11 protein-coding genes and 1 pseudogene are annotated in these 11,603 nt (G+C 69.2%); 7 read left to right on the forward strand and 5 right to left on the reverse strand.

Translation table 11 applies throughout. The features are described from left to right. Window positions 1-108: 108 nt before the first annotated feature. Window positions 109-2,223 carry a primosomal protein N' family DNA-binding protein gene (locus IEX93_RS01025; RefSeq protein ID WP_188845534.1) on the reverse strand — a complete coding sequence of 705 codons (2,115 nt, stop codon included), beginning with the start codon at window positions 2,221-2,223 and terminating at the stop codon, window positions 109-111. Between the two features lie 20 nt (window positions 2,224-2,243). Between IEX93_RS01025 and IEX93_RS01030 the strand changes: the two genes are divergently transcribed. The 6 genes from IEX93_RS01030 (at window position 2,244) to IEX93_RS01055 (ending at window position 8,331) form a co-directional block, all read left to right on the forward strand. Continuing rightward, window positions 2,244-3,293, forward strand: a complete 1,050-nt coding sequence (locus IEX93_RS01030; protein WP_188845535.1) for an MFS transporter — start codon at window positions 2,244-2,246, stop codon at window positions 3,291-3,293. Window positions 3,294-3,404: 111 nt separating this feature from the next. Then, window positions 3,405-4,064 (forward strand): DUF5639 domain-containing protein, encoded by a 660-nt coding sequence (locus tag IEX93_RS01035; protein WP_188845536.1) that lies wholly within the window; start codon window positions 3,405-3,407, stop codon window positions 4,062-4,064. Between the two features lie 36 nt (window positions 4,065-4,100). Continuing rightward, window positions 4,101-4,406 carry a DUF4282 domain-containing protein gene (locus IEX93_RS01040; protein ID WP_188845537.1) on the forward strand — a complete coding sequence of 102 codons (306 nt, stop codon included), beginning with the start codon at window positions 4,101-4,103 and terminating at the stop codon, window positions 4,404-4,406. Between the two features lie 56 nt (window positions 4,407-4,462). Continuing rightward, window positions 4,463-5,512 (forward strand): phenylalanine--tRNA ligase subunit alpha, encoded by a 1,050-nt coding sequence (gene pheS, locus IEX93_RS01045; RefSeq protein WP_188845538.1) that lies wholly within the window; start codon window positions 4,463-4,465, stop codon window positions 5,510-5,512. Then, the gene (pheT, locus tag IEX93_RS01050; RefSeq protein ID WP_188845540.1) at window positions 5,509-7,857 is read left to right on the forward strand and encodes a phenylalanine--tRNA ligase subunit beta; all 2,349 of its coding nucleotides are present in this window, start codon (window positions 5,509-5,511) and stop codon (window positions 7,855-7,857) included. Before pheS ends, pheT begins: the two co-directional genes overlap by 4 nt. Window positions 7,858-7,866: 9 nt before the next feature. After that, the gene (locus IEX93_RS01055; RefSeq protein WP_188845542.1) at window positions 7,867-8,331 is read left to right on the forward strand and encodes a hypothetical protein; all 465 of its coding nucleotides are present in this window, start codon (window positions 7,867-7,869) and stop codon (window positions 8,329-8,331) included. Here the strand turns inward: IEX93_RS01055 and pfkA are convergent. The 4 genes from pfkA to IEX93_RS01075 all read right to left on the reverse strand — a co-directional run bounded on the left by pfkA (window position 8,308) and on the right by IEX93_RS01075 (window position 11,173). Continuing rightward, the gene (pfkA, locus tag IEX93_RS01060) at window positions 8,308-9,276 is read right to left on the reverse strand and encodes a 6-phosphofructokinase (RefSeq protein ID WP_188845544.1); all 969 of its coding nucleotides are present in this window, start codon (window positions 9,274-9,276) and stop codon (window positions 8,308-8,310) included. The genes IEX93_RS01055 and pfkA overlap by 24 nt on opposite strands. After that, entirely contained in the window at window positions 9,273-10,073 is an 801-nt protein-coding gene (gene rsmI, locus IEX93_RS01065; protein ID WP_188845546.1) for a 16S rRNA (cytidine(1402)-2'-O)-methyltransferase, read from the reverse strand. The genes pfkA and rsmI overlap by 4 nt, the downstream gene beginning before the upstream one ends. Before the next feature lies 1 nt (window position 10,074). Continuing rightward, window positions 10,075-10,569 (reverse strand): TFIIB-type zinc ribbon-containing protein, encoded by a 495-nt coding sequence (locus IEX93_RS01070; protein WP_188845548.1) that lies wholly within the window; start codon window positions 10,567-10,569, stop codon window positions 10,075-10,077. 76 nt (window positions 10,570-10,645) lie between these two features. Further along, window positions 10,646-11,173 carry an inorganic diphosphatase gene (locus IEX93_RS01075; RefSeq protein ID WP_188845550.1) on the reverse strand — a complete coding sequence of 176 codons (528 nt, stop codon included), beginning with the start codon at window positions 11,171-11,173 and terminating at the stop codon, window positions 10,646-10,648. A gap of 47 nt (window positions 11,174-11,220) precedes the next feature. Between IEX93_RS01075 and IEX93_RS11395 the strand changes: the two are divergent. Further along, window positions 11,221-11,603: pseudogene (locus IEX93_RS11395) on the forward strand (YcxB family protein); the annotation flags it as partial.

Below are 11,603 nucleotides of genomic sequence, written 5' to 3' on the forward strand. Positions count from 1 at the left end.
GGTCCCCTTTTAGCCCAGTTCCTGGTGGGAGAGCTTGCCCACCTCAAGTTCCCCCCGTGGACCTGGAAATCTACGTGCGGGGGTTTCTGCAGGGGCGCCGGGGCCAGCCTAGTCCTCCAGAAGCCCCACGAAGCGGTGGGGGTCCGGGTCCAGCTTGAAGCGGCGGCGGTCCAAGGGGGCGAGGAGCTCCCGAAGCCGCTCGGTGCTTCCCCGAAGGAGGAGGTGGTAGACGTAAAGCCCCTTCACCCGGGGCACGGGGGCGGGGGCCGGGCCCAGGACCTCCTCGGGCCCGGCCACCCCCTGAAGGGCCTCCAGGAGGGCGAAGGCCTGCTCCAGGGCCTTTTCCTCCCGGCGGTGGGCCACCTCTAGCTTCACCATCCTGAGGGCGGGGGGGTAGCGGTGGCGCTCCCTCAGGTCCCTTTCCTCCCGCACGAAGGCCTCCACGTCCGCCTGCAAAAGGGCCCGGTGGGCGGGGTGGTGGGGGTGGTAGGTCTGGAGGAGGAGGAGGGGCCTCCGGCCCGGCCTGAGCTCGGTGAGGGCCCAAAGGAGGCGGTGGTAGCGCTCCGCCGCCCGGAAGTCGCTCTCCAGGAAAAAGCCCTCGGCGTAGGGCACCACCACCAGGGCGAGCTCCGGCAAAACCGGCCCCCGGAGGATGGCGGTGGTGGCCACCACCACCCCGGGCGCCCCCTCGAGGAGGGGGCCTAGGTCGTCCTTGGCGTCCTTGGCGTAGCGGAGGACAGGCAGGGAAAGCCCCTTCTTAAGCTCCTCCTGAAGCCAGCCAAGCCCGGGGCCCCGAGGCTCCAAAAGGGGCGAGGCGCACCGGGGGCAAAGGGGAGGCGGGGTCTCCTGGTGGCCGCACTGGTGGCAGCGGAGGACCCCCTCCTCCTTGTGGTAGCGAAGGGGGAGGGCGCAGTCCGGGCAGGTGGGCTTAAAGCGGCAGTCGGCGCAAAGGAGAAAGGCGCTATAGCTCCTGCGGGCCGAGAGGACCAAGGCCTGGCGGCCCCGCTCCTCCACCTGGCGGAGAAGGGCCCAGGCCCGGCCCGAGAGGGGGTAGCCCTTCTCCGCCCCCAGGTCCACCACCACCGCCCTGGGCTTGGGCACGGGAAAGACCTTCCCCGGCCGGTCCACCACCTCCACCGCCGGCACCAGGGAGAGGTAGACCAAGGGCACCCCAAGGAGCCTCGCCCGGAGCTCGGCCAAAAGGGGCACGAAGGCCCGGCTTCCCGAAGGGAGCTTGTAGCTTTCGCTTCCCTCCTCCACCACCACGAGCCGCCTCGGGGTGAAGGGGAGGAGAAGCCCCCCGTAGGTGGCGAAGACCAGGCCCTTGGGCTTTCGGAAGACCTCCTCCCGCTCCTCCCAGGAAAGCCCCCCGTGGTAGGCCCTGGCCTCGGGAAAGTAGGCCAGGAAGCGCTCTAGAAGGCTCACCTCGGGAAAGAGGACCAGATGCTCCCCCTCGGCCACGAGGCCCCGGAGGAGGCGCACCCGCTCCAGGAAACGCCCGCCGTTCACCCGCTCCACCCCCTGGGGGGGCGGAAGGGGAGGGAGAGCTTGGGCCGGGCGGGGCCTAGGGCGGGGCCTGCCGTAGCCCACATAGCCCTCCTCCAAAAGCCGCTTCACCCGGCCCACCCCCACCCCGGCGGCCCGGGCCAAGGCGGCAAGGCTTTCCGCCTGGCCTAGGGCCCTCAGGGTCTGCAAAACCCCGTCCAGGGCCGGGTCGGGGTGGCGCTCCCGGAGGGGGAGAAGGACCCTCTTGCCCTCCTTAAAGGCCACCTCCTCCTCCAGCACCCCCGCTTCCCGCAGGAGGTCCAGAAGCTTCGGATCAAACCCCCGGGCCTCCTGCCAGGTGGCGAGGGCCTGAAGGCCCGGGGGGAGGACCTTGGGGTCGGCCCCCGGGTAGAGGCGCACCCGGTGGCGCAAGGGGGGAAAGGGCGGGAGGAGGTCGGCCAGGACCTGGCCCAAGGGGGCGAAGAGGAAGCGGGCGGCCTCTTCCAAAAAGAGGATTTCCTCGAGGCGGAGGTAAGGGGCCTCGTCCAGGTAGGCGATGGCGTGGCGGAGGTGGGGCGAAGGCCTCCCGCCCTCCCCCACCACCACCCCAAGCCGCACCTCCCCCCGGAAGGGGACCGCCACCCGGAGGCCCACGGGGTCCACCGCCTCCTGCCCCAGGGGGGCCAGGTAGGTGAGGGGGGGTAGGGGCAGGGGCAGGGCCACCTCCAAGACCCGCATATGGGCCTAGCATAAGGGGGATGCGCCTGGCCGTCCTCCTCTCCGGCGTGGCCCTCTACAGCGCCCTTTACGCCGTGGTCCCCCTCCTGCCCCTCCTGGAAAGGCTCCACCAGGCCCCACCCGGCGCGGCGGGGCCGGGGATGGGGCTTCCCCTCTTCCTTTTGGTCCTCCTCTCCCCCCTGGTCCCAAGGCTTCCCTTCCCCCCGGGAAAGGTCCTGGGGGTGGGCCTCCTTCTGGTGGGGGCGGGAGGGGTCTTGGGGGCCTTGAGCCCGAGCCTTTTTCTATGGACCCTTTCCCGCCTCCTCCAAGGGGTGGGGGCCGCCCTGGTGCCCGCCTTGGCCATCGCCCTCATCCCCAGCCTCTTCCCCCAAAGGGCTTTGGAGATGGCGGGGGTGTACATGGCGGGGAACGTCCTGGGAGGAGGGCTTGGCCGGGTCCTGGCGGGGCTTTTGGCCGAGGGGCTTGGGGTGCGGGAAGCCCTCTTGGTCCTCTCCCTTCCCGCTTTGGCCCTTGGGCTTTTGGTCTTCCGCTCCCCCAAAGGGCTTCCCGCCCTGGCCCCCCCTCGGTACACCCTTTCCGCCCTTCCCCTCTATTTGGTGGGGGGGATTCTCCTTTTCCTCAACCTCTTCCTGGCCAACCTCCTCCCCTACCGCCTGTTGGCGTGGGGCTTTAGCCCGGGGCAGGTGGGGCTCGTCTACCTGGCCTACCTCTTCGGCATCCCGGGAAGCGCCCTTTCCGGGTTCCTCGCCCGAAGGCTTGGGGCGGTGGCCACCTTCCGCCTAAGCTTCGCCCTGGTCCTTCTGGGGGAGGGCCTTCTCCTCCTTCCCCCGCCCTTTTTGGTGGGGGGCTTCGTCCTGATGATGGCCGCCCTCTTCACCGCCCAAAGCCTGGCCTCGGGGGCAGCGGGCAGGAAGGGCCCCGGGGTGAGCGGGACCTACGTGGCCAGCTTCTACCTGGGGGGCACCCTGGCGGGCCTCCTCTACCCCTTTTTCCTCCACAGCTTCCCCCTGGCGGTGGGGCTTGGGCTAGGCCTTGCGCTCCTCGCCTTCCTCCTCGCCCCCGTGCGCTAAGGGGCCGCACGGTGGTTTCGCAACACGGGGTGCCCGAAATGAGGCTCGGGAAGCTCCTTTTGGGGTCCCCGCCGCGGCGAAAGCCGCGGTGGGGTTAGGTAGCATGGGTCCATGAGGCTCCACGCCGCCGACCAGTACCTGGTGGCCCCGGCGGAGGCCGGCCTCCTGGAGGTCTATCGGGCCCTGGAGGGAAGCGGCCTTTACCCCCCCTTTCCCCCGGTGGAGCTTCCCGGGGGGGTGGGGGGGCTTCTCCTCAGGGGCGGCTTCGCCCAGACCTTTTTCTTCCCCTCCGAGGTCCTCGGGGTCACCTTCCGCACCCCCAAGGGCCGGGTGGTGCGGGCCGGGGGGGTGGTGGTGAAGAACGTCCAGGGGTACGACCTGGTGCGCCCCTTCGTGGGGAGCTTTGGCCTTTTGGGGGAGCCCTTGGAGGCGGTCCTGCGCCTCAGGCCCGGGCAGGCCTCCGCCTTCCTCAGGAAGCCCTTTACCGGGACCTTCCCCGAGCTCGCCCCAAGGCCCCGCTTCCTCTTCGCCCTCGAGGAGGGCGGGGCCTGGTGGCTTTACGCCTACCACTACGGCCCGAAGAAGGAGGTGGCCCGCTTCCGGGAAAGCTTCTTGGGGGAGGCGGTGGAGCCCTTGGACCTGAGGCCCCGCTTCCCCCGGGGGATGGGGGTGGGGGAAGGCCCCCTAAAGGACCTCCGGTTTTCCTGGAAGGACGGGGGCGAGGCCCCCCCGCCCCCGGAGCCCTTCCGCCTCCTGGCCCGGGCCCTTTAGGCGGAAACGTGCTAGCCTGAAGGAGGAGGGGAAAGCATGGACGCCAAAGGGTTCTTCCAGGCGCTTTTGGACTTTTCCTTTGAGCACTTCGTCACGGTGCGGCTCGTGGGGGTGATCTACGCCCTGGCCCTGGCGGCGGGGGTGGTCTACGCCCTCATCGCCGTGGTGGGGGCCTTTGAGACCTCGCCGGGGTTCGGCGTGCTCACCCTGCTCATCCTCGCCCCCTTGGGCCTTTTCCTTTACGCGGTGGCGGTGCGGGTGGCCCTCGAGGCCACCGTCGCCCTCCTAAGGGTGGCGGAGAACACCCGGGAGATCCGGGACCTCCTCAAAGAGAAGCCCTAAAGCCCAAGGCCAAGGCGCCCTCCTTGGGGAGGGCGTTTTTTTGTATGCTCTAGGGGATGCTGGAGGAAGCCCTGGAAGCCATCCGCAAGGCCCCGGACCTCGAGGCCCTAAAAGCCCTAAGGGCCCGCTACCTGGGGAAGAAGGGCCTTCTGACCCAGGAGATGAAGGCCCTGTCCCAGCTCCCCCTGGAAGCCCGCAAGGAACGGGGCCAGCGCCTCAACGCCTGGAAGGAGGCCCTCGAGAAGGCCTTGGCCCGGCGGGAAGCCGAGCTGGAAGAGGAAGCCCTAAGGCGGGCCCTGGAAAAGGAGCGCCTGGACGTCTCCCTGCCCGGGGTGGCCCTTTTCGCCGGGGGGCTCCACCCCATCACCCTGATGGAGCGGGAGCTGGTGGGGATCTTCCGCGCCCTGGGCTACGAGGCGGTGGAGGGCCCCGAGGTGGAAAGCGAGTTCTTCAACTTTGACGCCCTGAACATCCCCGAGCACCACCCGGCGCGGGACATGTGGGACACCTTCTGGCTGGAAGGCAAAGCCCGGGTGCGGGGGCCCTTGGGGGAGGAGGCGGAGGGGAGGCTCCTTTTGCGCACCCACACCTCCCCCATGCAGGTGCGCTACATGGTGGCCCACACCCCCCCTTTCCGCATCGTGGTCCCAGGGCGGGTCTTCCGCTTTGAGCAGACGGACGCCACCCACGAGGCGGTCTTCCACCAGCTGGAAGGCCTCGTGGTGGGGGAGGGGATCACCATGGCCCACCTCAAGGGGGCCATCTACGAGCTGGCCCAGGCCCTCTTCGGCCCCGACTCCAAGGTGCGCTTCCAGCCCGTCTACTTCCCCTTCGTGGAGCCCGGGGCCCAGTTCGCCCTCTGGTGGCCCGAGGGGGGTAAGTGGCTGGAGCTGGGCGGGGCGGGGATGGTCCACCCCAAGGTCTTCCAGGCGGTGGACGCCTACCGCCAAAGGCTCGGCCTTCCCCCCGCCTACCAGGGGGTCACGGGCTTCGCCTTCGGCCTCGGGGTGGAGCGCCTCGCCATGCTCCGCTACGGCATCCCCGACATCCGCTACTTCTTCGGGGGCAGGCTTAAGTTCTTGGAGCAATTCCGGGGGATTCTATGAGGGTGCCCTTCTCCTGGCTCAAGCAGTACGTGCCCGAGCTGGAAAGCCCCGAGGTCCTGGAGGAGCGCCTGGCGGGCTTAGGGTTTGAGACGGACCGGATAGAGCGGGTCTTCCGGATCCCCCAAGGGGTGGTCTTCGCCCGGGTCCTGGAGGCAAGCCCCATCCCCGGCACCAAGCTTAAGCGCCTGGTCCTGGACATGGGCCGGGCGGTAGAGGTGGTCTCGGGGGCGGAAAACGCCCGGGAGGGGATCGGGGTGGCCTTAGCCCTCCCGGGAACGGAGCTCAACGGCCAAAAGGTGGGGGAAAGGGTCATCCAGGGGGTGGTCTCCTTCGGCATGGCCCTCTCCCCCAAGGAGCTCGGGGTGGGGGAGTACGGCGGGGGGCTTCTGGAGTTCCCCGAGGACGCCCTCCCCCCCGGCACCCCCCTGGCGGAGGCCTGGCCCGAGGAGGTGGTCCTGGACCTGGAGGTCACCCCGAACCGGCCCGACGCCCTGGGGATCCTGGGCCTCGCCTACGACCTCCACGCCTTGGGCTATGCCCTTAAGGAGCCCGAGGCTCCCCTAGCCACGGAAGCCGTCCCCCTCCCCTTTGGCCTCAAGGTGGAAGACCCCCTAGGGGCCCCCCACTTCACCCTGGGCTACGCCTTTGGGCTTAAGGTGGGGCCAAGCCCCCTTTGGATGCAAAGGGCCCTCTTCGCCGCGGGGATGCGGCCCATCAGCAACGTGGTGGACGTGACCAACTACGTGATGCTGGAAAGGGCCCAGCCCATGCACGCCTTTGACCTGCGCTTTATCGGGGAAGGGATCCTGGTGCGGCGGGCGCGGCCAGGGGAAAGGCTCAAGACCCTGGACGGGGTGGAAAGGACCCTCTCCCAGGAGGACCTGGTGATCGCCGGGTGGCGGGGGGAGGAGAGCTTCCCCGTAGGCCTTGCCGGGGTCATGGGCGGGGCGGAAAGCGAGGTCAGGGGCGACACGGAGGCCATCGCCTTGGAGGTGGCCTGCTTTGACCCCGTCTCCATCCGCAAGACCGCCCGCCGCCACGGCCTCCGCACCGAGGCCAGCTACCGCTTTGAGCGGGGGGTGGACCCCTTGGGCCAGATCCCCGCCCAAAGGCGGGCCCTAAGCCTCCTCCAGGCCCTGGCGGGGGCAAGGGTGGCGGAGGGGATCCTCGAGGCGGGAAACCCCAAGCCCCCCTCCCCCATCCCCTTCCGCCCCGAGTACGCCAACCGCCTCCTGGGCACCCAATACCCGGAGGCGGAGCAGATCGCCATCCTCAAGCGGCTTGGTTGCCGGGTGGAGGGGGAAGGCCCCTACCGGGTCATTCCCCCGAGCCGGCGGCTGGACCTCAGGCTGGAGGAGGACCTGGTGGAGGAGGTGGCCCGCATCCAAGGCTACGAGACCATCCCCTTGGACCTCCCCGCCTTCTTCCCCGCCCCCGACAACCGGGGGGTGGGGCGGGCCTACGAGAAGGAGGGGCGCCTTAAGGAGGTCCTGGCGGGGCTTGGCTTCCAGGAGGTCTACACCTATAGCTTCACGGACCCCGAGGAGGCCCCCCACTTCCGCCTCTCCCCGCCCCCCTTGCGCCTCCTAAACCCCCTAAGCCCCGAGAAGGCCGCCCTCCGCACCCACCTCTTCCCCGGCCTCCTCAAGGTCCTCCGGGAAAACCTGGCCCTAGACCGCCCCCAAAGGGCCCTCCTCTTTGAGGTGGGAAGGGCCTACCGCCTGGAAGGCTCCTTGGTGGAGGAGGAGACCCACCTGGCGGGCCTCCTCTTCGGGGAGGGGGTGGGGCTTCCCCACGGGGAGAAGCTTTCCGGCTACCCCCTGCTTAAGGGGCTCCTGGAGGCCTTCTTCCAGCGGCTTGGCCTCGCCTTCCAGGCCGAGGCCCACCCCTACCCCTTCCTCCACCCCGGGGTCTCGGCCCAGGCCTTGGTGGAAGGAAGGGCGCTGGGGTTCTTAGGGGAGGTCCATCCCGAGGTGCTCAGGGCCTTGGAGCTCCCCAAGGCCTGGGTCTTTGAGCTAACCCTACCCTTCCCGGAAAAGCCCTTCCGCTTCCAGGACCCCTCCCGCTACCCCCAGGCCCTCCGGGACCTGGCGGTGGTGGTCCCCGAGGCCACCCCCTACGCCGAGGTGGAAGGGGTCATCCGGGAGGCGGCGGGGGCCTACCTGGAGGCCCTCAGCCTCTTTGACCTCTACCAAGGCCCCCCCTTGAAGCCCGGGGAGAAAAGCCTCGCCTTCCACCTTCGCTTCCGCCACCCGGGCCGCACCCTCACCGACGAGGAGGTGGACGAGGCCATGGAGCGGGTCTTCCAAGCGGTGCGGGGGCGGGGCTGGAGCATAAGGGGGTAAGCTGGACCCATGCTCACCTGGGTGGACCTCCTGGCCCTCTTCAGCCTGGCCTTGGGCATCGCCTGGGGCCTCAGGGCGGGGCTTCTTGGGGCGTTCGTGGGGGTTGGGGTGCTCCTCTACCTCCTTTTGGCCCAGCTCGGGTTTTCCGGGTGGCCCTGGGCCCTGGGGATCGGGCTTGGGGTGGGATTCTTGGGCAAAAGCCTTCCCCTGCCCACCCCTTCCCGGGGCCTCGAGGCCTTCTTGGGAGGGCTTGGCGGGGGGCTTCTGGGCCTTTTCCTGGCCCTCATCCTCTGGACCGGCTACCCCTGGGAGCGGGTGGGAGCGGGGACGCTCCGCTACCCCTCCCTCTACCTCCCCACCCCGGTCTACGAGGGGGTGGCCCAGAGCCCCTTCGCCCGGGAGGCCTTCCGGATCGCCTGGAACACCCCCTGGCTCAGGAAGGCCCTCCGCCTAGAGGGCGAGCACCCGAAGTAGCTCCAGCAAACCGCGGTTGATGTCCTTGCGCCGCTCCACCGCCTCCTTGAGGGGGGTGAACTGGACCTCGCCCTCCACCTCCCCCACCATCACCCCGCTCGTTCCCCCCGCCAAAGCCTCCACCGCCGCCGCTCCCAGGCGGCTCGCCAAGACCCGGTCCTTGGCGGTGGGGCTTCCGCCCCTTTGGATGTGCCCCAGGACCGTGACCCGGGCCTCCAGGGCCACCCGCTCCTGGATGGCGGCAAGAAGCCCCGCCGCCCCCCCGGGATAGGCCCCTTCCGCCACCACCACGATGGAGCTGGTCTTGCCCCGGCGCTGGGACTCAAGAAGCCCCTGGGCGACGGCCTCCACGTCCACGGGCACCTCGGGCAGGGCCACCACCTCGGCCCCCCCCGCAAGGCCCACCTCCAAGGCGATGAAGCCCGCGTGCCGCCCCATGACCTCAATGAAGAAGACCCGCTCGTGGCTTGCGGCGGTGTCCCGGATGCGGTCAATGGCCTCCAGGGCGGTGTTCACCGCGGTGTCAAAGCCGATGGTGAAGTCCGTGCCGTAAAGATCGTTGTCAATGGTCCCGGGAACCCCCACCACGGGGATCCGGTGCTCCTCCATGAGCTGGATCGCCCCGCGGAAGGTCCCATCCCCCCCGATGGCCACGAGACCCTCAATCCCCGCCGCCTTGAGCTTCGCCGCCGCCTTGGCCCGGCCCTCGGGGGTCAGGAACTCCTGGCTCCTCGCCGTGAGGAGCACCGTCCCTCCCCGCTGGAGGATGTTGGCCACGTCCCGCACCCCCAAGGGCACCATCTCCCCCTGGATCATGCCGGCGTAGCCCCGGCGGATCCCGATGACCTCTATGCCCAAGGCGTGGGCCTGGCGCACCACGGCCCGGATGGCCGCGTTCATGCCCGGCGCATCCCCTCCGCTGGTGAACACCCCTATGCGCTTCATGCTCCCTCCTCCGATTTCCCAAGGGCCAGCCTGTAAGCCTCGTTGCGGGGAAGCCCGGCCTCCAAAAGGGCCTGGAAGAGGGCCTTTCCCTTTAGCCCCTTGGCCCTTAGCGCCTGGAGGACCTCTTCACCTTCGGGCAAAGGCGCCTCCTTGGGGGCCAGGACCAGGACGAACTCCCCTCGAGGCTCCAGGAAGTGGGCGAGCGCCTCCTCCAGCGTCCCCCGGAAGACCTCCTCGTGGACCTTGGTGAGCTCCCGGGCGATGGCCACGGGGTGCTCGGGCCCGTACACCTCCCGAAGGTCCTCCAGGGTCTTGCGCAGGCGGTGGGGGCTTTCGTAAAGCACCGCCGTCCGCCCCTCCCGGGCCAGGGCCCAAAGCCTCTCCCGGCGCTCCTTCCCCCCCTTGGGCAAAAAGCCCTCAAAGGTGAAGCGGTGGGTGGGGAGGCCGGAGGCCACCAGGGCGGGGATGAGGGCGGTGGGACCGGGAAGCGCTTCCACCTTCCAGCCCCATTCTAAGGCCATCCGCACCAGCTCCGCCCCCGGGTCCGAGATCCCCGGCGTCCCGGCATCGGTGGCGTAGGCCACGTAGGCGTAGGGGGCAAGGAGCTCCCGGGCCCGGTGGACCGTGTGCTGGTCCAGCCTCAGGGTGGGGGTGGCGATCCCGTAGTGGCGGAGGAGGAGGCCCGTGCGCCGGGTGTCCTCGCAGGCCACCACCTCCGCCTCCTTAAGCGTTCGCAGGGCCCTTAGGGTGATGTCCTCCAGGTTGCCGATGGGGGTGGGGACCAGGACCAGGCGCACGCTAAAGGAGAAGGGGCCGCAAAAGCTCCAAGACCTCCCGGAAGGGGAACTCGTAGACCGAGCCCGAGGGCAGGGTGAACTCCAAGAGGTCCCGGGCCCCGGGGAAGACCACCCGCCTCAGGGCCACAAGGCCCTGGTCGCTTTCCAGGTGGACGGTGAAGTAGTCGGGCTCCAGGTTGGGCTCGTCCTCCGCCTCCTTGGGGGGCTCCTCCCCCACCCCCTCCTCCAGGCGGCGCAGGGCCTCCTGGAGCTCAGCTTTCAAAACCCGCACCTCCTCCTCCAAGGTGCCGTCGGAGAAGACCAGGACCACCTCCTCCCCCTCCCCGTAGGCGGAAAGGCCCCAAAGGGGTTCCTGCTCTTTTTGGGGAGGCTCCACCACCTCCAGGGTGCCGTCGGAAAGCAGCCGGAGAAGGGCGCCGCAGGCCTCGCAGTCCACAAGATCCCCTACCTCATACCCTTCCAGCTCCAGGGGTTCCCCGCACACCGGGCAGACCATAGGGCCTCCTTCTAAGGTCATTCTAAGGGGAAAGGCGGCTAGGCACGGGGCCTAGCCGCCCCAAGCCTCAGGATACTTAGGCCCGGTAGCGGGCGATGCAGGCCTTGACCTCTTCCAAGGCGGCGGCCCGGTCCCGCCAGCCCGTGACCTTGACCCACTTGCCCTTCTTGGCCTCGAGGGCCTTGTAGGTTTCAAAGAAGTGCTGGATCTCCTGCTTGACCCCCTCGGGGACGTCGCCGATGTCCTGGATGTGGTCCAGGCGCTGGTCCTCCGCCACCACCCCGATGACCTTAGCGTCGCCGCCCTTCTCGTCCTCCATGAGGAGGAGGCCCACCACCCGCACCTCCACCACCACCCCGGGAAGGAGGGGATAGGTGGAGAGGACGAGGCCGTCCAAGGGATCCCCGTCCTCCGCCAGGGTGGAAGGGATGAAGCCGTAGTCCCCGGGGTAGAACTGGGCTCCCGGGAGGACCCGGTCCAGCTTGATCACCCCCAGGTCCGGGTCGTACTCGTACTTGTTGCCCGAGCCGCGGGGCACCTCAATGACCATGTTCACCACTTCCGGCGCCTTCTCGCCCACGGGGAGGGTTTTGAGGTTCGCCATAGCCCCTCCATTATAGCGGGGCGGAAGGGAGTCCTTATAATGGGACCATGGGCAAGTATGAAGACACCTTCTCCCAACTGGGGGAAAAGGCCCTGGCCCGGCTAGAAGGCCCAGGCGGGTTTTTGGCGGTCACGGAAAGCGAACTCGTCTTCGTGGGCGAGGCCGGGGTGCAGCGGATGGCCCTGGCCCGGATCCGCCGCATCGCCCGGGGGGAGGGGAATACCCTCCTGGTCCAGGGAGAAGGGGAGGCCTTAAGCCTTCCCCTCACCGCCTTTCCCATCGGCGAGCTCAAGGCCTTCCTCGAGGGCCTAAAACCCCACGTGGCCCGGGCCAAGAAGGCCACCCTCACCCCCAAGGCACCACCGCCGCCTCCTCCCCCGGAAAAGCCCGCCCCCAAGCCCCTCTGGGAGGAGGAGCCCCCGCCCCCTCC

Origin of the sequence: Thermus composti (assembly GCF_014647535.1) — a bacterium.
GTDB classification, from domain to species: Bacteria; Deinococcota; Deinococci; order Deinococcales; family Thermaceae; genus Thermus; species Thermus composti.